General features: G+C 56.3%; 16 protein-coding genes. 5 read left to right on the top strand and 11 right to left on the bottom strand.

Features of this window, described 5'->3' with window-relative positions; all coding sequences use genetic code 11:
• Positions 1-30: 30 nt before the first annotated feature.
• Positions 31-1,728, bottom strand: a complete 1,698-nt coding sequence (gene ybaL, locus PAGR_RS16270; RefSeq protein ID WP_014606421.1) for a YbaL family putative K(+) efflux transporter — start codon at positions 1,726-1,728, stop codon at positions 31-33.
• An 807-nt stretch (positions 1,729-2,535) separates the two neighbouring features.
• Here ybaL and ushA point away from each other — a divergent pair.
• Positions 2,536-4,257 carry a bifunctional UDP-sugar hydrolase/5'-nucleotidase UshA gene (ushA, locus tag PAGR_RS16265; protein ID WP_246872115.1) on the top strand — a complete coding sequence of 574 codons (1,722 nt, stop codon included), beginning with the start codon at positions 2,536-2,538 and terminating at the stop codon, positions 4,255-4,257.
• Positions 4,258-4,290: 33 nt separating this feature from the next.
• On the opposite strand, the gene PAGR_RS16260 is transcribed toward ushA, so the two are convergent.
• Entirely contained in the window at positions 4,291-4,722 is a 432-nt protein-coding gene (locus PAGR_RS16260) for a multidrug/biocide efflux PACE transporter (RefSeq protein ID WP_014606419.1), read from the bottom strand.
• An 87-nt stretch (positions 4,723-4,809) separates the two neighbouring features.
• On the opposite strand from PAGR_RS16260, the gene PAGR_RS16255 reads away from it, so the two are divergent.
• Positions 4,810-5,679 (top strand): LysR family transcriptional regulator, encoded by an 870-nt coding sequence (locus PAGR_RS16255; RefSeq protein WP_014606418.1) that lies wholly within the window; start codon positions 4,810-4,812, stop codon positions 5,677-5,679.
• Here PAGR_RS16255 and ybaK read toward each other — a convergent pair.
• From ybaK to PAGR_RS16235, 4 genes are all read right to left on the bottom strand, one after another.
• Entirely contained in the window at positions 5,676-6,155 is a 480-nt protein-coding gene (ybaK, locus tag PAGR_RS16250; protein WP_013024930.1) for a Cys-tRNA(Pro)/Cys-tRNA(Cys) deacylase YbaK, read from the bottom strand. The two genes, PAGR_RS16255 and ybaK, sit on opposite strands and share 4 nt — an antisense overlap.
• Positions 6,156-6,337: 182 nt before the next feature.
• Entirely contained in the window at positions 6,338-7,141 is an 804-nt protein-coding gene (locus PAGR_RS16245; protein ID WP_013024931.1) for a TraB/GumN family protein, read from the bottom strand.
• A 75-nt stretch (positions 7,142-7,216) separates the two neighbouring features.
• A complete protein-coding gene (gene copA, locus PAGR_RS16240) occupies positions 7,217-9,727 on the bottom strand; it encodes a copper-exporting P-type ATPase CopA (protein ID WP_014606417.1) in 2,511 nt (836 codons plus the stop codon).
• 501 nt (positions 9,728-10,228) lie between these two features.
• Positions 10,229-10,561, bottom strand: a complete 333-nt coding sequence (locus PAGR_RS16235) for a hypothetical protein (RefSeq protein ID WP_013024933.1) — start codon at positions 10,559-10,561, stop codon at positions 10,229-10,231.
• A 422-nt stretch (positions 10,562-10,983) separates the two neighbouring features.
• On the opposite strand from PAGR_RS16235, the gene cueR reads away from it, so the two are divergent.
• Positions 10,984-11,400 carry a Cu(I)-responsive transcriptional regulator gene (gene cueR, locus PAGR_RS16230; protein WP_014593101.1) on the top strand — a complete coding sequence of 139 codons (417 nt, stop codon included), beginning with the start codon at positions 10,984-10,986 and terminating at the stop codon, positions 11,398-11,400.
• On the opposite strand, the gene PAGR_RS16225 is transcribed toward cueR, so the two are convergent.
• The 5 genes from PAGR_RS16225 to tesA all read right to left on the bottom strand — a co-directional run bounded on the left by PAGR_RS16225 (position 11,376) and on the right by tesA (position 15,161).
• Complete coding sequence (locus PAGR_RS16225) at positions 11,376-11,834, bottom strand: NfeD family protein (RefSeq protein ID WP_014606416.1); 459 nt, start codon at positions 11,832-11,834, stop codon at positions 11,376-11,378. The genes cueR and PAGR_RS16225 overlap by 25 nt on opposite strands.
• Positions 11,834-12,748 carry an SPFH domain-containing protein gene (locus PAGR_RS16220; RefSeq protein WP_014606415.1) on the bottom strand — a complete coding sequence of 305 codons (915 nt, stop codon included), beginning with the start codon at positions 12,746-12,748 and terminating at the stop codon, positions 11,834-11,836. The genes PAGR_RS16225 and PAGR_RS16220 overlap by 1 nt, the downstream gene beginning before the upstream one ends.
• Positions 12,749-12,806: 58 nt before the next feature.
• The gene (locus PAGR_RS16215; protein WP_014593103.1) at positions 12,807-13,664 is read right to left on the bottom strand and encodes a co-chaperone YbbN; all 858 of its coding nucleotides are present in this window, start codon (positions 13,662-13,664) and stop codon (positions 12,807-12,809) included.
• 79 nt (positions 13,665-13,743) lie between these two features.
• The gene (locus PAGR_RS16210) at positions 13,744-14,517 is read right to left on the bottom strand and encodes an SDR family oxidoreductase (protein WP_014606414.1); all 774 of its coding nucleotides are present in this window, start codon (positions 14,515-14,517) and stop codon (positions 13,744-13,746) included.
• Positions 14,518-14,537: 20 nt separating this feature from the next.
• A complete protein-coding gene (gene tesA, locus PAGR_RS16205) occupies positions 14,538-15,161 on the bottom strand; it encodes a multifunctional acyl-CoA thioesterase I/protease I/lysophospholipase L1 (protein WP_022622644.1) in 624 nt (207 codons plus the stop codon).
• On the opposite strand from tesA, the gene ybbA reads away from it, so the two are divergent.
• On the top strand, positions 15,129-15,815 hold the full coding sequence (gene ybbA, locus PAGR_RS16200; protein ID WP_013024940.1) for a putative ABC transporter ATP-binding protein YbbA: 687 nt from the start codon (positions 15,129-15,131) through the stop codon (positions 15,813-15,815). The genes tesA and ybbA overlap by 33 nt on opposite strands.
• Positions 15,812-18,229 carry a putative ABC transporter permease subunit YbbP gene (ybbP, locus tag PAGR_RS16195; RefSeq protein WP_014606412.1) on the top strand — a complete coding sequence of 806 codons (2,418 nt, stop codon included), beginning with the start codon at positions 15,812-15,814 and terminating at the stop codon, positions 18,227-18,229. The genes ybbA and ybbP overlap by 4 nt, the downstream gene beginning before the upstream one ends.
• Positions 18,230-18,241 lie beyond the last annotated feature (12 nt).

Here is an 18,241-nt window from a genome sequence, read left to right as displayed (position 1 = left end):
GCAACGCTGCCGCTGCTGAAGGGCAGGTCATTAGCTGTTGCCTTCACAGGCGAGCCTGGTGTGCTCCTGCTCAAGGTTTTCCTGCAGTTTCTGAATGATGCTGGCGGCAATCTCGCGTTCGCCCATCACGACATGGTTTGCGCCACGTTCCAGAATGTACTCCACCTCATCATCATAATGGGCATGCACAATGATGTTGATGTCCGCTTTTTTCTGGCGGGCGGCGGTAACGATTTCCCCCACCTCATATCCGTTGGGAATGGTGATGAGCAGCCAGGCTGCACAGTCCACACGGGCTAACTCCAGCGTGTTTGCGCGGGCAGCATTGGCCAGCACGGCCCGAATGCCCTGATCGCGTAGTGCTTTGACGCGAGGAATCGAACTCTCGACCACCACCACCGGAATATTGAGCGCCATCAGTTGCTCACACAGCAGGTTGCCGACGCGACCATAGCCAACGATTACCGCGTGATGGCAGATATCCACCGGAATCTGTTGTTCTTCTTCTTCCAGCGCCTCTTCGAGCGTCTGCTGCTCCATCGTTTCGTTCTTAGACAGATAGCGCCCCAGCAGGGTAAACAGCACCGGGTTGAGCATGATAGAAAGAATGGCGGCAGCCAGCACCAGATTACGGCCCTCTTCATCCAGCAGCCCCAGGGAGATCCCCAGCCCGGCAAGAATAAAGGCAAACTCGCCGATTTGCGCCAGGCTGACCGAAATAGTCATCGCGGTGCGGCGTGAATGACCCAGCAGCGAGACCAGAAGCCACGCCGCGGCAGATTTTCCTATCACGACGATCACCAGCGCCCCCAGCACCGCCAGCGGTTCTTTCACCAGGATCATCGGGTCGAACAGCATCCCGACAGACACAAAGAACAGCACCGCAAAGGCATCACGCAGCGGCAGCGTGTCGCGGGCGGCGCGCTGGCTTAACTCGGACTCGTTCAGCACCATACCGGCAAAGAAGGCCCCGAGGGCAAAAGAGACGTCAAAGAACTCGACGGCGCCAAACGCAATGCCCAGCGCCAGGGCTAATACGGCCAGCGTAAACAGCTCACGTGAACCCGTTGCGGCACTTTTCGCGAGGATCCAGGGCACGGCACGGCGACCAACGACCATCATTAACACCATAAAGGCGGCGACTTTACCGATGGTCCAGAGCAGGTCCCATATCACCAGGCTGGCGCTGGCGTTACCCTGTTCCATCATGCCGGCAATCGCGGGCAGCAGGACCAGCGTAAGCACCATGACCAAATCTTCAACAATCAACCAGCCAATAGCAATCTGGCCGCGCTGGCTTTCAATAAGCTGACGCTCTTCTAATGCGCGCAGCAACACCACGGTACTGGCGGTAGAAAGACACAAACCGAACACTAAGCCCGTCATCCAGGACCAGCCCATCGCCCACGACATCAGCATTCCCAGTAAGGTCGCCACAGCGATCTGTGCGATAGCGCCGGGAATGGCTATCCGCTTTACCGACATCAGATCCTTCAGTGAGAAGTGCAGGCCGACGCCGAACATCAGCAGGATAACGCCCAGCTCTGCGAGTTCCGGTGCCAGATTGGTATCAGCCACAAACCCCGGCGTAAAAGGGCCAGCCAGTACGCCCGCGACTAAATAACCCACTAGCGGCGAAATGCGTAACCGATTTGCCAGCATTCCAAGGAGAAAAGCCAGGACCAGAGCCCCGACGATAGTCGTAATCAACGGTGTGGTGTGATGCATGCCAGTCTCCATGGGTATAAATGTGTCCGCTTGTAACAAATGAGTCTAATGCATATCGGAAAGGATCGCTGAATAATTTGTGGGATTAACAGAAAAAATTATGCAAATACGAGAGAAATGCAATCGGAAGGCTGTTTTTATCACTTATCCCTATCATCGGCTGGTTTAGCGCTTCATCAGGAACAGAACGGAATAAGTTTACGCTCGTTAAATGACACAGACGTGACGCCAATGATGCGCGAATGCGCTATAAACCGTCACCAACCGGAACCAGTGTGAGATTTGCTGAGGCCAGTCAGCCTCACAAGCGTAATAACGGTTTTTTCAGATTGAAGCAGCGGTGCCATCGCTTTGCTGGATGTCGGGTAAAAACATCGTGAAAACAGACTATTGTGCCGAAGCTACAGCGCAAAGCTGACAGCACTCATGAAAAAAGTCTGGCTGTCAGGTTGAGCTGAAAACAGCAGTCATGCCGGAAAAAGCGCAAAGACCCACTTTGTCGAGTTGATGTCGCAGCGGTTAACAATGTTGCAGGTTTAATGAACAACACCTTCATATCCCGTCAACATTTAGCCTTTTAACAGCGCGTCAGAGAGAAGAGAGCGGAGAAATCAGACGGTTGGCGTTTCCTGCCAGGTCGCCTGGCCTGCCATAATGGCCAGACGGAGCCGTATTCATCTTGAGTTACGGCCGTTTCTGTGCGACACAGAAGGGCGCCGATGGCCGGCGGGTGAAACGGATAACAATCAAAGGAGAAGGGCTGTGTTGATATTTCGAGGGGCAGGAGCAGGTCTGGCACTGCTCGTGATGTTATCGTCGCTGTTTACCCATGCTGCAGTGCCTGACCGCAGTTACCGTTTCAGCATTCTGCATACCAACGATCAACATGGGCATTTTTGGACTAATGATCAGGGTGAATACGGGCTGGCGGCGCAAAAAACGCTAATGGATACGCAGCGTTACGATATTCAGGCCAAAGGCGGTGGGGCGTTAATCTTGTCTGCTGGCGATATTAACAGCGGCGTGCCTGAGTCGGATGAGCTGGACGCGGAACCCGACATTCGCGGCATGAACCTGATTGGCTACGACGCCATGACGCTGGGCAATCACGAGTTCGATAAACCGCTCGCCGTCCTGCGTAAGCAGGAAAAATGGGCCAAATTTCCGTTCCTGGCCGCCAACGTCTATCAAAAAAGCAGTGGTAAGCGCCTGTTTAAGCCCTGGGCTGTATTTCAGCGCATGGGGTTAAAAATCGCCGTGCTCGGATTGATTACCCCCGATACCGCCCGGCTGACAAATCCTGCGCAGTTAAGCGATATCGAATTCCGCGATCCCATTGCCGAGGCCGAAAAGGCCGTCGCCGAGCTGCGTGCTACTGAGAAGCCCGACGTTATCGTCGCGTTAACCCATCTTGGCCATTATGACGACGGTCAACACGGCAGTAACGGTGTTGATGACGTGACGCTGGCCCGCAGTCTGCCAAAGGGAACCCTCAATATGATTGTCGGGGGGCATTCTCACGATGCGGTATGTATGGAAAAAGAGAATGTCAGCCGTAAAGACTATCAGCCAGGCCAACCCTGTGAGCCCGATCGGCAGAACGGCGTCTGGATCATGCAGGCGGAAAAATGGGGTAAATACGTAGGGCGCGGCGATTTTACCTACCGCAATGGAGAGGTGACGCTGGAGGCCTACCAGCTGATACCGGTCAACCTCAAACACAAAATCAAAAATCTTGATGGCAGTGAATCCTCACTGACCTGGCAGGAAGCCATCCCGGCTAACACCGCAATGATGAAACTACTGACGCCTTTTCAAAAGCGCGCAGACGCGAAGCTACGGGTCAACGTGGGAAGCATTAAAGGGGATTTTCCCGGCGAAAAAGAAACCGTGCGGTTTAAACAAAGCGCCATTGGGCAGTTAATACTGCGTGCGCAGATGGCCGCAACGCAGGCTGACTTCGCCGTGATGAGCGGGGGCGGGATCCGTACCTCGCTGACATCCGGCCCGGTTGCCTGGCGCGATCTGTTACAGGTACAACCCTTCGGTAATCAGGTCGTTTCCGTCACGCTGACCGGCGCAGAAATCAAACGCTATCTGGCGGTTGTGGCAAACATCAAACCTGATTCAGGCGGTTTTGCCCAGTTGGCCAACGTCAGTCTGATCGCCAACGGCAGCAGCGTCAGCCAGGTCAGGATCAACGGACAGCCGCTGGCAGATGAAAAAACCTATCGTATGGCGACAAACAGTTTTAATGCCGCAGGCGGGGATGGCTATCCGCGCATCGACACGCATCCGGGTTATGTGAACAGCGGCAAGGTGGATGCGCAGGTCCTGCGGGACTGGCTAAGCGCCCATTCTCCGGTGAACGCCAGCGATTACCAGCCACGTGAGGCGGTTATTTATCAGGCTGAGCAGGCAGCACCACCAAAGGATGAAGCGAAAGACGCGACGCCGTTGCGGCGCTATCCCAAAATGGTACTGACGTGGATCCGGCACTGGAATGGAGAGAGTGCAACGCTGCATTAAGTCCAGGCAGGGAGAACGCCTCCCTGCTTTTTTTCAGGCGCGGCAGGATTTGCGGCCGAACCAGTGTGGACGCAGTTTGTCCCACACCAGGTTGTAGACGAAGGTGTAGGGCAGAAAGAACAGAAAAAACGCGACTTCAATTAAAAATGCCTGCCACAGTGAAATCTCCAGCATCCAGGCCGCCAGCGGCAGGCCTATCAGGATAAAACCGCCCTCAAAACCCAATGCGTGCAGCGCTCGAAGCAGGGCGCGGCGTTTCTTCCCTGGCGGATAAAACCGATCAAACACGCTGTTGTAAATCATATTCCATAGCATTGCCACCGTAGACAGCATGATCGCCAGCGCTCCCATCTGAAACAGGGGTTTATTCATAAACCATGCTGCCAGCGGAGCAATCGTCACGATGGCCAGGCCTTCAAACAGGGTGGCATGGACGATGCGCTCTGTGAGTGAACGGGTTTGCATTTCAATCTCCTTTATTCAGGCTGCGCATTCTCCCACGACAAAATGCTAAGATAAAATGATCATCTATCGATAAAAGCGATGGTTCTCATGCGTTACTCACCGGAATCTCTGGAAGCCTTTGTCCAGACCGTTGCCAGCGGCTCGTTCTCAGCCGCCGCGCGGGCGTTAAAAAAAAGCCAGTCTACCGTCAGCGTGGCTGTGGTTAATCTGGAAGCCGATCTCGGTTTCGCCCTGTTTGACCGGCGCGGCCGCCAGCCACAGCTCACCGAGCAGGGGCGACGCGTGCTGCCTCAGGTGCAGCAGATCCTCGCCGCCAGCGAGCGGCTGGATGCGCTGGCGACGCGCTTGTCCGAGGGAACAGAGCCGCGGCTCAGCGTCGCAGTCTCAGATTTTTGGCAAACGCATTACCATCAGCGACTGCTTAAGCAATTTGATCAGCATTATCCTGATGTCGAGCTGGAAGGCATTGCGGCGGAAGATGATGATGTCGTTGAGCTGTTGCAAACCGGGCGTGCGCATATTGGGGTGATTCGTGCACAGCCAACGCTGCCGGCTGACATTGCGATCGCGCGCCTGCAGGTTGATGCTGAATTAGGGGTTTATCTGCATCGTGATCATCCCCTGGCGCGGGAAACCACGATCAGCGAAAGTCAGCTCGAACCTCTTCGTCACCTGCGCCTCAATACCTGGACCGATCGTCGTGCACCGACTTTCCAGGGGAGAGCCTGGTCTGCTCAAACCTATTATGTGCTGCTGGAGATGGCGGAACAGGGCTTTGGCTGGAGTATTTTACCCCGTTGGCTGGTGAAACAGTTTGGACATGGTGTTTTAAAGGAGTTGCCCTTACCAGGATGGCCGCAGCGCATCGCAGTTGACGTCGTCTGGTCGCGCCGCAATCCGCCCGGCCCTGCCGGGCGCTGGATGATTGATGAACTCTGCGCACTGCAACCGGCTTAGTCGCGTCGGGCAATATCCGCTAAGGGTGCCTCCAGCAGCCGTGACAGATCCTGTGGGCTTAACTCGATATCCAGCCCGCGCTTACCGCCGGAAATAAACAGCGTCGCAAAGGCGTTTGCCGAGCTGTCGATCACCGTAGGCAGGCGCTTTTTTTGGCCCAGCGGGCTGATACCGCCCACCAGATAACCGGTGATGCGCTGGGCCAGCATGGGATCGGCCATCTCGGCTTTTTTGGCATTGAACGCTTTTGCCACTTTCTTGAGGTCGAGCTGAGTGGCGACGGGCGTAACGGCCACGGCAAGGTGTTTCGCCTCGCCGTTCAACGCCACCAGCAGGGTTTTATACACCTGCCGGGCGTCCAGGTTGAGCTTACGAACCGCTTCGTCGCCAAAACTGGTTTCGTTACTGTCATGCTCATAAGGATGCAGTGTGAAGCTGACCTTTTGTTTTTCCAGTAGTTTTACCGCGGGCGTCATTGTTGCCTCATATTCAGAAAAATCTTATTACGTATTAATGAACAATAAATGTGGCGAAATAATGTGCTTTAGGCGAGAATTGCCACGCGCCAGCAATCCTGTTGTTGGCGACAACTAAAATCATTAACACATTCCTCTTTGAAGAGCCGATATGACTGTCGGCTCTCTTTTTTTGCCGTGAGTTATCTGACGCGCATCATTCCCGGCAGGTTATTCTCGCCATATAAATGCAGAGCGCCGACCGCGACGACATATCGGCCCGAAGGCAGGCGACGTAAATGATCACACCACTGGCTGTTACGCTGGCTAATCAGCGTGTCGTTCAGGGTCTGACTGAATGTCGCTGGCAACGCAATCTGGGGATCGCGTGGCGGGCTTTCCAGCCACCAGCTCACCATCGTTTGCAACATGCGTGCGTTGGTGTGCCAGTGGGTCAGCGTATCCGCCAGCAGCGCCATGCCATCGTCGGGCAAGGATTTCAGCAGGGTGATTTGCGCCTGCGCACCTTCCAGTTCAATCACGGGTTTATCCATCGCCCGCGCGGCCTGTAGCAGCTGATAATCAATCCCGAAATCAGGACGTAACCCCAGCCGCTGGGCCTGCTGGGCCTGTAGCATCAGCGCAATCTGCCAGGCCGGTAACGTATCAAACCGGCTCAGGGACAGACCGGTTTCGTTGCACAGTGTTTCAAGCTTCGCCAGCGCATCATCATCCATTCTGGCGATCAGTGGCGGACGCTCTTCCGTGTTTTCAAATGGCGATCCTCCCTGGGTAATATCCGCTTCAACCACCAGCGCATCGGCTTTTTGCAACTGCTGTAGCAGCCGGACCGGCAGGGGCTGCATGTCACGGGTGCCCATATGAATGCTACCCACCAGATGAAACCGGCATTCGCCCGACTGAATATCCACGGCGGGCCAACGATAGCTGGCTGGAAAAAGCGGATTAATCCAGTTACGTAAACGTTGCAAAAGGCGCGCTGTCATTCCCTGTCCTTCACTGTTTGAAAGCCACCATGCTAGCGGGATCCCGTTGCGAAAGACAGAGCAGGGCAGTTATTGCTAAACGCGCGGCTTATAGCGCAACAGGCGGTTAGCATTGCTCACCACGGTTATTGACGACAGCGCCATGGCGGCACCGGCAAAAACCGGGCTAAGCAACAGGCCGGTAAAAGGAAAGAGCACGCCTGCCGCCAGCGGAATACCGATAACGTTGTAAATAAACGCGCCAAACAGATTCTGCCGGATATTGCCCAGGGTGGCGGAGGCAATCTTTAAGGCATCCACCACGCCATGCAGATCGGCCCGCATGAGCGTAATCGCTGCGGTTTCTACCGCCACATCGCTGCCGCCGCCCATCGCAATACCGACATCAGCCTGCGCCAGTGCAGGAGCATCATTGATACCATCGCCCACCATGGCAACCTGCCTTCCTTGCTGCTGTAGTTGGCTTATCGCATCGGCTTTACCTTCGGGCAGTACGCCTGCAATCACCTCATCAATGCCGACTTCATGCGCAACAGCCCGGGCCGTATTTTCATAATCCCCGGTCAGCATAACCAGTCGGTAACCCGCTTCATGCAGCCGCTGCAGTGCTGCTTTCGCTTCGGGGCGCAGCGTATCCCGCAAGCCAATCAGACCGGTAAGCTGTCCATCCTGTGCCAGTAATACCGGGGTTGCCCCTTGCCGGGTGAGCCTGTCAATTTCAGCCCGCGCCGGTTGGCAATCCACGCCGTAATCGTGTAACAGACTGACATTACCCAGTAACAGCTGTCTGCCATTGAGTATGCCGCTTACGCCTTTGCCGCGTATTGTACGAAATTGCGCAATCGCGGGCGTTGCTGCGGTACCCGCTTCCGCCAGGATCGCTTTCGCCAGTGGGTGACCCGATGCCTGTTCCAGCGCCGCCGCCGAAGACAGGACCGAATCGCGCGTGCTGCCGTTCCAGCTCATCACCTCGGTCACCTGCGGTGTGCCCCTTGTCAGCGTGCCGGTTTTATCAAACACCAGCGTATCGATACGGCTGGCGCGCTGCAGTGCATCGGCATCGCGAACCAGCACGCCGTATTCGGCGGCGCGGCCGGTTCCGGCGATAATCGACATGGGCGTGGCCAGGCCCAGCGCGCAGGGGCAGGCAATAATCAGCACTGTGGTGGCCACCACCAGCGCGTAGGCAATCTGAGGCGCCGGACCGGCGGTATACCAGACTGCGGCGCTTATCAGGGCGATAAGCACCACCACCGGCACAAACACGGCAGAAATACGATCGGCCAGGCGACCCACATCTGGCTTACTGCTCTGGGCTTTACGGACTAACTGAATGATGCGCGCCAGCGTCGTATTGCCGCCGGTCGCGCGGGCAATGAAGCGTACTGTCCCGTCCTGCACCAGGGTGCCGGCAAACAGACGATCGCCCTGCGTTTTGCTTTGCGGCACCGCCTCACCCGTTAGCATGGCCTCATCACACCAGGCTTCACCGTCCTGGACTTCGCCATCGACCGGCACGCGATCGCCCGCGACCAGCCGCAGGATCATGCCGGGCTGTACCGCGCTAACCGGCATTGAGGTTTCACCCTGTTCCGTTACGACTCTTGCCTGTTCCGGCGTCAGATCGAGCAGGTGTTCCAGGGCTCGCGAGGAACGCTGGCGCGCGCGTTGTTCAAGCGCATGGCCCAGATTGATCAGGCCGAGAATCATTACGCTGGCTTCGAAGTAGAGATGACGCGCCTGCAGCGGGAAGAACGCCGGCCAAATCACCACACTAAAGGAGTAGATCCAGGCAGCGGCGGTGCCCAGCGAGACTAAGGTATCCATTGTCGCGCTGCGGTTGAGCAGGCTGCGCCAGGCACTGCGGTAGAAGTGACCGCCCGTGGCGACCATCACCAACAGCGTAACCGTGCCCAACACCAGCCAGGTGGTATGATTGTCCTCGGTGAGCATCATGTTGTCGCCCAGCATGCCCCAGATCATTAACGGCACGCCAAACAGCAGTGCAAGTCCCGCCTGCCAGCTAAAACGTCGCATGGCGCGTCGGGCGCTGCGCTGCTGTTTTTCACGGCGTTGCTGTTCGTCTTCGACCACTTCCGCCCCATAGCCGGCCGCATCCACAGCGGCGACCAGCAGATGGGGTGCCACATTGCCCATCACCAGCGCGCTGCGTTCGGCCAGATTCACGCGGGCCTGTTGCACACCACTTACCTGCTCAAGGGCTTTCTCAACCCGGCTGACACAGCTGGCGCAGCTCATCCCGTCGATTAACAGCACGTGAGCGGGCTGATTTTCAGTTGCCGGAAGAGGAGAAGACTCCGTTGTCAGCGCCTCCGGCGGCGGCTCTGCTGCTGTCAACGGCTCAGGCTTTGGGCTGGAACCCGCAGCTTTTAATGTTGCATGGTAGCCCGCTTGTTCAACGGTAGCGATCAGCGCGGTAGCGTCTGCACGGCCTGACACGCGGGCTTCCTGTTGAGTAACCTCCGCCAGCTCGACATCGTCGCGCTGTTCGAGCGCATCTTTGACGCGTTTTACGCAGTGGCCGCAGGACAATCCGTCCAGCGCCAGAACAATCGTGTTTGACATGGTTGACTCCTTTATCAGATGTGCGGGGTTGATCGTTTAGATGTGACTGTTATTCAGGTTAAACCTTCCCTCAAGGGGAAGGTCAAATCCTGAATGGCCAGATAAAGGAAGTTTATTCACCGGTGGTGTACCCGGCTTGCTGGTGTTGACATTATTCAGGACGCCACAAGAAGAAAGCCCCGCGTAACCTGCACTGTCCAACTTTTGCGGCAGTCCAGATAAGCAGGGCTTTTTTTTGACTTTCATTCGGCTTAAAGGCGTGCAAGCCCGCTGATGAAAAGGGGTGACGAAATGACGGCCAGCCCTGCGCTTACTGCCGAGGCTTCATCCTGTTCGATCATGCCTGTCGCTCAAGATATACACAGTTCCGTGCTTCGCCAGATAAGCGGGACTGATTTACCTGCTATCCGCGTTAACGGGATCGACATTTCGCTGTTCCCTGCTGTGCAACAGTTTTCGCCAGGCATGCTAAACCCTTTGCAGGCACGCAGGATGAGTCAATTACCCTTTGGGTCTGGTAAAGAAGACCAGCGTCCCGATAATGATGTCGCCAATAACCCAAAGGGTGCCGATCGCCATTAAACCTAAACCTGCTCCAAGCGCAGCACCGGCTTTTTCCGCATCGGAAGCCGCGTTATTGATAACGTCGCCACTTCCACCTAATCCTGCGAACAGGCAGTACACCATAAGAATGTTAAACAGAATGAAAGTCCACTTAACCATTTTGCCAAAAAAAGAGCGACGCGGCTTTCTGAGCTGCCTGGCACATGATGGACAACGTAATGCTGAATCACTCACTTCCTTATGACATTCTGGACAGCTGACTAAAGCCATAATCCAATCCCCTATACTTTAATGATGATAATGATTTGTTACAAACTGGCGGGATTTTATCGGAATTATCATCATTGACAAGCGTTATCATCTTATTTTTGATGAGGTTGATGGCAGATTGACCGGCTGGCCAGTTTGTTCTGCACTCAGGCGCGTTTTGGCATTACTCAGGTTAACCGGAAGCGTCAGCCGAAGGTCTCTGCAGCGACCGCGTTGACTCAGATACCGGGACGAGAACCCTTTTACCTGGCAGGGTGATCTATAATCTCCTGCATGAAATGCCTTGTTTTCCACCTGTTCTCGGGTGCAAAACGACAGAGTCGGGCACGAGTGAAGTAGAATCAAACACTGATTTAGCCCGGCAGCTCACGGGCTGGGCCTTTTAGAAGCGCCCCGTATAGGGGAAGATCAGGAAAACTGTTATGAATATTAGTACCGTGGCGAAAAAGACCGGGCTAACCAGTAAGGCTATTCGTTTCTATGAAGAAAAGGGCGTAGTCACGCCCCCGCTGCGCGGCGATAACGGCTACCGGCATTACAATTCACACCATCTTGATGAGCTGAATTTATTACGCCAGGCACGGCAGGTGGGTTTTACCCTTGATGAGTGCCGCGAGCTGGTCGGGCTGTTTAACGACCCTGAACGCCACAGCGCGGACGTTAAGGCGCGTACGTTGCAGAAAGCTGACGAAATTGCTGCGCATATTGAAGAACTGCACGCCATGCGCGCACGCCTGCTGGCGCTGGCGGCGGCCTGCCCGGGTAATGACAGCGCCGATTGCCCGATCATCAATAACCTGGCAGGCTGCTGCAGTCAGGGTGACGGCACGCGAGACTGAATGCGCAGTGTAATACCTTCCACAGCTACCACTTCAACCAACGTACCGGCAGGAAGATTCTGGTCTGCCTGAACGCGCCAGCTGCTGTCGCCAACGCGGACGTGACCGATACCGTTTTGCAACGCAGTGTCCAGGGTCAACTGCAGGCCGATCATCTGGTTGCCGCGCTGATTAAGGGAATTTGGCTGCTGGTTGCGCTCGCGATAGCGCATTACGCGATGCCAGATAAATACGCTCGCCAGCGTTAATGCGGCAAACAAAGAGCCCTGGGCTGTCCAACTGAGCGGCAAAGCCCATTCTGTGATACCGACCAGCATGGCTGCGAGCCCGCTCCAGAGCAGGTAGCCATTTGTGCCGAGCATCTCAGCCGCCAGTAGCAGCCCGCCCAGCGTCAGCCAGAACCAGTGCGGATGGGCAACAATCTCACTCACCATCAGCGTTTCGACTCGCTGCGGGTTTCTTTTAACAGCTCACCAATTCCGCCGATCGCACCCAACAAGCTGCTGGCTTCCAGCGGCATCATCACCACTTTACTGTTACTGGACTCACCAATTTTTTGCAGCGCATCCGTGTATTTCTGCGCCACAAAGTAATTTATGGCCTGAATATCGCCGGCGGCTATCGCTTCCGATACCATTTTCGTGGCGCGGGCTTCCGCTTCCGCCTGACGTTCACGGGCTTCAGCCTGCAGGAAAGCCGACGTTCGTTCCCCTTCCGCTTTCAAAATCTGCGCCTGTTTTTCCCCTTCGGCCCGCAGAATTTCCGCCTGCCGCACACCTTCCGCCGCCAGAATATCGGCTCGTTTAGTACGCTCCGCTTTCATCTGGGCGTTCATGGCGCCAATCAGCTCCTGTGGCGGACGAACGTCACGAATTTCAATACGGGTGATTTTTACGCCCCAGGGATTGGTGGCTTCATCAACGATATGCAGTAAGCGGGTATTAATGCTGTCTCGCTGAGACAGCATCTCATCCAGTTCCATGCTGCCCAACACGGTGCGCATATTGGTCATAGTGAGGTTAAGAATCGCCAGCTCCAGATTGCTGACTTCATAGGCGGCCCGCGCCGGATCGATGGCCTGGACAAAACAGACCGCATCAATCGTGACGTTGGCGTTATCTTTGGAGATGATCTCCTGAGAGGGAATATCCAGCACCCGTTCCATCATATTGATCTTATGACCGATACGATCCATAAAGGGAACAACCAGACTCAGGCCGGGCTGAAGCGTGCGGGTGTAGCGGCCAAAGCGTTCGACCGTCCACTGATAGCCTTGCGGAACGATTTTCACGCCGGACCATACGGTGACCAGGGCGACCAGGATGAGAACAGGAATCACGGTGAGCATATAACCTCCAGGTTGTCAGATGAACGGGCCAAATCGTTCGGCCCGTTTTCTGCTTACATCAGTAAAGCAGGGAATAGAGCTGGCGGCGATAGCGTGCGGCAAGCGCATCGCCCGTGCCCAATGCCGCCAGGATCTCCTGCAACATTTTACGCGCCTGGCCGTCAGCGGCGTTCAAATCGCGTTTAATGACGTTAAACAGCAGTTCCAGCGCTTCTTCATTACGCCCGACCTGATGCAGCTGCAGTGACAGTTTGGTCGCCAGTTCAGCGTTATCCGGGTCGCTTTCCAGCTGTGATTGCAGCTGCTGAATTTCAGGCGTATCGGCCGCCTGTTTCAGTAAATCGATCTGGGCGATCAGGCTTTGATAACGGGTGTCCTGATCCTGCAACGGCACGGCGTTGAGTACCGTTTCTGCTTCATCGCTACGGTTCAGGGTAATCAGCACGTCCGCCAGCAGAAAACCAATTTCGCTGTCTTTATTACTGAGCTGCCATGCCTCTTTCAGCAGCGGTAATGCGTCCAGCGGTTTGCCTTCCTGCATCAGCGCCATCGCCTGCTGGGCTTTTAACTCTTCCTCACGCGGCAGCACTTTTTCCAGCAGGGCGCGCACGGCGTCTTCCGGCTGTGGCCCCTGGAAACCGTCAACAGGCTGGCCGTTCTGGAACAGGTAGACGGTGGGAATGGAGCGTAACCCAAATTGCGATGCCACCCTTTGCTCTTTATCACAATCCAGTTTGGCAAGAATAAACTGGCCTGCGTATTCCTGAGCCAGTCGCTCCAGCAACGGCGTCAGTTCCTGGCAATGTTGGCTGCGATCCGACCAAAAGTAGAACAGCACCGGTATCTGCATTGACTGCTCAAGGGTCTGTTGCAGGTTGGATTCGTTAATGTCGATAATCGAAGCGTGTGGTGACATGACTAAGTCTCTTTGCAGAAAATGTTTAAAGAATATGGGGCCGACTGGCCCTGCTTCAAGCTGTATTCGCGCAATACCTTTACTGACTGCGAATTATGCGATCCAGTATCCAGCCTGGCAGCGCGCGTTTCAACAGGCCCATCGCGTGTGCGACCAGCGTCACCGGATAACGCAAACGCGGATGTTTGCTTTCGAGCGCATGGCGCAGCTTAGGTAAAATGGCCTCAGGCGGCAGCGTAAACCGCGCGGCCAGACCGGGATTCAGCACCGGATTATCCTGCTCACCCTGCGTCACATTATCGGTGAATCGGGTCTGGATTGGACCCGGTTCAATGAGGCTGACGCGCACGCCGCTTGCGTGCAGCTCCATGCGTAACGCATCGCTCCAGGCTTCTAGCGCATATTTACTGGCGGCATAAACGCCCCGACCTGGCGTGGAAATCAGGCCTAACACCGAACTGGTATTCACGATCCGGGCATTGCCAAAAGCCTTCAACGCCGGAAGCAGCCGCATAGTGAGTTGGTGGGTGCCAAACACATTGCTGGAAAATTGCTGTTCAAATTGCTGACGCGTGATGGTGTTTAACGGACCATAGGTGCCGAAGCCGGCGTTATTAAACAGGGCAAACAGCCGGTTACCGGTCAGCGCCAACACCTCATCGGCAGCGCGGTCAACGCTCTCTGCGTCGTCCAAATCCAGCATCAGCCCCGTAAAGCCGAGGCTTTGCATGTGCGCCACGTCGTCGGCTTTTCGGCAGGCTGCAATAACGTGATAGCCGCGAGCCAGCAGGTCATTGGCTGCAACCAGGCCAATACCGCTCGAACAGCCCGTGATCAAAATGGTTTTTTGCATGTGTTACCTTTTTTGCACAACTACTGCTTAACTAATGGGGCCAGTTCTTTCGCCATCAGTTCAGCGATAAAGGGTTGGGCGTCAGGATTGGGATGAATACCATCCTGCTGCATCCATTCGGGTTTTAAATAAACCTGCTCCATGAAAAAGGGCAGTAAAGGAATATCGTGCTGTTTCGCCAACTGCGGATAAATCGCGCGGAACGCATCCGTATAACGGCGGCCGTAGTTGGCGGGTAAACGTACCTGCATCAGGATCGGTTTAGCCCTGGCGGTTTTTACCTGCTCGATGATGGTGCTTAACGTTTGCTCTATATCCTTTGGCGGAAAGCCACGTAAGCCGTCGTTACCGCCCAATTCGATTAACACCCACTGCGGTTGGTGCTGTTTTAATAGGGCAGGTAAGCGCGCCAGTCCTTGTGCGGCGGTATCGCCGCTAATACTGGCATTAATCACTCTGGGCTGCTGCTGCCAGTTTTTATCGAGCAGGCTGGGCCAGGCTTTACTGGCCGACATTTGATAGCCTGCACTCAGGCTGTCGCCCAGCACCAGCAACGTATCGGCCGCAGCAAGACGGGACACCAACAGACAGCACAATAACAGGAAAGGATAATGCCAGCGGAAAACATTCTTGAAGTTCATCATCTTACTAAGTCCGTGGGTCAGGGAGAGCATCAGTTAACCATCCTTACCGGAGTTGAGTTAGTTGTCAAACCAGCTGAAACAATCGCCCTGATTGGCGAGTCAGGATCGGGCAAATCTACGCTGTTGGGGATTCTGGCCGGTCTGGATGACGGCAGCCAGGGCGAGGTGCATCTGCTGGGCCAGCCCTTGCATCAGATGAATGAAGAGCAGCGGGCGGCCTTACGTGCGCAGCAGGTAGGATTCGTGTTCCAGTCTTTTATGCTGGTGCCAACGTTAAATGCGCTGGAAAATGTCCAGTTGCCTGCACTGCTGCGCGGTGAGAGCGACCGTCAGAGCCGTGACCAGGCACGGGAACTGCTCACGCAGTTAGGCCTGGGTGAGCGTTTGCTGCATCTGCCCGCGCAGTTATCCGGTGGTGAGCAGCAACGCGTCGCGCTTGCCCGGGCCTTCAGCGGTCGTCCGGGCCTGCTGTTTGCCGATGAGCCCACGGGGAATCTGGATCGTAAAACGGGCGAGCGTATTGTCGATCTGCTGTTTTCCCTCAACCGCGATTTTGCCACGACCTTGATTCTGGTCACTCATGATGAACAGCTGGCGGCGCGCTGTAACCGACGCTTGCGTCTGCGTGACGGCAAACTGTGGGAGGAGCAATGATCTGGCGCTGGTTCTGGCGTGAGTGGCGTTCGCCCTCACTGTTAATCGTCTGGCTGGCACTCACTCTGGCGGTGGCCTGCGTGCTGGCGCTGGGATCAATCAGCGACCGGATGGAAAAAGGGCTGAGTCAGCAGAGTCGCGACTTTATGGCGGGCGATCGTACCCTGCGCACCAGCACGGCGGCACCGCCCGACTGGCTGGCGAAAGCGCAGCAAGCGGGATTATCGGTTAGCCGTCAGCTGAGCTTTATGACCATGACCTTTGCCGGCCAGACGCCGCAGCTGGCGTCGGTCAAAGCCGTCGATAACCACTACCCGATGTTTGGCGAGCTGCAAACCCGCCCGCCGGGCCTGAAACCTCAGCCCGGCACGGCGCTGGCCGCTCCGCGCTTAATGGCGCTGCTTAACCTCCACGTGGGCGATGAACTCGATGTGGGAGATACCACGCTGCGTATTGCCGGAGAGGTGATACAGGAACCGGATGGCGGTTTCAATCCGTTCGAAATGGCGCCGCGTTTACTGATTAATCTGGCCGATGCCGATAAGACCGGCGCGATCCAGCCCGGCAGTCGCATCACCTGGCGCTACAAGTTCGCAGGCACCCCTCAGCAGCTGGAAAACTACGACCGCTGGATAACGCCGCAAATAAAAACCGGTCAACGCTGGATCAGTATTGAGAACAGCGAAGATGCGCTGGGCCGTTCAATGCAGCGCGCGCAGCAGTTTTTGCTGTTATCGGCGTTGTTAACGCTGATGCTGGCAATCGCTGCCGTGGCCGTGGCAATGAGCCATTATTGCCGAAGTCGTTACGATCTGGTGGCGGTGCTGAAAACGCTGGGTGCTACGCGCGGCGCGCTGCAAAAGCTGATTATTGGACAGTGGCTGGCGGTATTACTGCTGGCGGCCGTAGCGGGCGGGGCAGCAGGGCTGGGCGTCGAAGCCCTGTTGATGAGAATGCTTAAACCCGTTCTGCCCGCATCCCTGCCTGATGCGAGCCTGTGGCCGTGGGTATGGGCCACGGGGTCGCTGTTTGTCATTTCCCTGCTGGTGGGATTGCGTCCTTATCGCCTGCTGCTGGCGACGCAGCCTGTGCGCGTATTTCGGCGCGATGCCGTCGCCACCGTCTGGCCGCTGAAAATCTACCTGCCGGCGATGGTCGTGGTGGTGGTGGGGCTGCTGGCGGCGCTGGTGGGCGGCAGTAAAATGCTGTGGGCGCTGCTGGCGGGCGTGGTGGTGCTGGCGGGGCTACTGGCGCTGCTTGGCTGGGGCACGTTACTGCTTCTGCGCCGTCTGACAGTGCGAAATCTGGCGCTGCGTCTGGCGATTAATCGGCTACTGCGACAGCCCGCGATGACGCTGAGCCAGCTTGCCGCGTTCTCACTGTCGTTTATGTTGCTGGCCCTGCTGCTGGTGATGCGGGGCGATCTGCTGGATCGCTGGCAGCAGCAGTTACCCGCCGACAGCCCGAACTTTTTCCTGCTTAACATGACGGCCGATCAGGTGCCGCAGGTGCGTGATTTCCTGCAGACGCATCAGATTAAACCAGAAACCTTTTATCCCATCGCACGGATGCGGCTGAGCGAGTTGAACGGCCAAGCCGCCGATCCTGAACGGGATAATGCCCTTAACCGTGAGCTCAACCTGACTTCGCTGGCGGCCCTCCCTGCGCATAATCCGCTGGTGGCGGGCAACTGGCCGCCTGCCGTGGGGGAAGTGTCTATTGAGGCCGAGCTGGCGGAGCGGCTGGGGGTGAAGCTGGGAGACAGCTTAACGTTTGAGGGGGATACGCAACAGTTCAGTGCCAAAATTACCAGTCTGCGCAAGGTTGACTGGGAAAGCCTGAAGCCAAACTTCTTCTTTATCTTTCCACCCGGTGCGCTCGACAGCCAGCCGCTGACCTGGCTCACCAGCTTTCGGCTGGACAATAACCCCACGCTGCTGGCGCAGCTAAACCGTGAGTTCCCGACCCTGAGCCTGCTGGATATTGGCAGCATCATGCGTCAGATCGGACAGGTGCTGACCCAGGTCAGCCAGGCCCTGGAGATTATGGTGGTGCTGGTGACCGCCTGTGGCATATTGCTGCTGATGGCCCAGATTCAGGTGGGCATGCGTCAGCGCCGTCAGGAACTGGTGGTGTACCGCACGTTGGGTGCAGGCAAGCGACTGCTGCGGACGACCTTGTGGTGTGAGTTTGCGCTGATTGGCGTAGTGTCAGGCGTTGCGGCCGCAGTGGGGGCTGAAGCGGCGCTCTGGGCGCTGCAGCGTAAAATCTTCGATTACCCGTGGCAGCCCGACTGGGCCTTGTGGCTGGCGTTACCGTTGTGTGGCGCGTTGTTGTTGTCGCTGTGCGGAGGTTGGCTGGGCGTGCGTTTGCTCAAGGGCAAAGCGCTGTTCAGGACGTTCGACGGCGCATAAAAACGCCGTGCG

Source organism: Pantoea ananatis PA13, from assembly GCF_000233595.1.
Lineage (GTDB): Bacteria > Pseudomonadota > Gammaproteobacteria > Enterobacterales > Enterobacteriaceae > Pantoea > Pantoea ananatis.
The sequence above is the reverse complement of the archived record's forward strand: the minus strand, read 5'-3'. Positions and strand labels throughout refer to the sequence as shown.

Excerpts from the sequence above, each read along its gene's own strand:
- ybaL (WP_014606421.1), bottom strand. The coding sequence starts at position 1,728 with ATGCATCACACCACACCGTTGATTACGACTATCGTCGGGGCTCTGGTC.
- ushA (WP_246872115.1), top strand. The coding sequence starts at position 2,536 with ATGTTATCGTCGCTGTTTACCCATGCTGCAGTGCCTGACCGCAGTTAC.
- PAGR_RS16260 (WP_014606419.1), bottom strand. The coding sequence starts at position 4,722 with ATGCAAACCCGTTCACTCACAGAGCGCATCGTCCATGCCACCCTGTTT.
- PAGR_RS16255 (WP_014606418.1), top strand. The coding sequence starts at position 4,810 with ATGCGTTACTCACCGGAATCTCTGGAAGCCTTTGTCCAGACCGTTGCC.
- ybaK (WP_013024930.1), bottom strand. The coding sequence starts at position 6,155 with ATGACGCCCGCGGTAAAACTACTGGAAAAACAAAAGGTCAGCTTCACA.
- PAGR_RS16245 (WP_013024931.1), bottom strand. The coding sequence starts at position 7,141 with ATGACAGCGCGCCTTTTGCAACGTTTACGTAACTGGATTAATCCGCTT.
- copA (WP_014606417.1), bottom strand. The coding sequence starts at position 9,727 with ATGTCAAACACGATTGTTCTGGCGCTGGACGGATTGTCCTGCGGCCAC.
- PAGR_RS16235 (WP_013024933.1), bottom strand. The coding sequence starts at position 10,561 with ATGGCTTTAGTCAGCTGTCCAGAATGTCATAAGGAAGTGAGTGATTCA.
- cueR (WP_014593101.1), top strand. The coding sequence starts at position 10,984 with ATGAATATTAGTACCGTGGCGAAAAAGACCGGGCTAACCAGTAAGGCT.
- PAGR_RS16225 (WP_014606416.1), bottom strand. The coding sequence starts at position 11,834 with ATGGTGAGTGAGATTGTTGCCCATCCGCACTGGTTCTGGCTGACGCTG.
- PAGR_RS16220 (WP_014606415.1), bottom strand. The coding sequence starts at position 12,748 with ATGCTCACCGTGATTCCTGTTCTCATCCTGGTCGCCCTGGTCACCGTA.
- PAGR_RS16215 (WP_014593103.1), bottom strand. The coding sequence starts at position 13,664 with ATGTCACCACACGCTTCGATTATCGACATTAACGAATCCAACCTGCAA.
- PAGR_RS16210 (WP_014606414.1), bottom strand. The coding sequence starts at position 14,517 with ATGCAAAAAACCATTTTGATCACGGGCTGTTCGAGCGGTATTGGCCTG.
- ybbA (WP_013024940.1), top strand. The coding sequence starts at position 15,129 with ATGCCAGCGGAAAACATTCTTGAAGTTCATCATCTTACTAAGTCCGTG.
- tesA (WP_022622644.1), bottom strand. The coding sequence starts at position 15,161 with ATGATGAACTTCAAGAATGTTTTCCGCTGGCATTATCCTTTCCTGTTA.
- ybbP (WP_014606412.1), top strand. The coding sequence starts at position 15,812 with ATGATCTGGCGCTGGTTCTGGCGTGAGTGGCGTTCGCCCTCACTGTTA.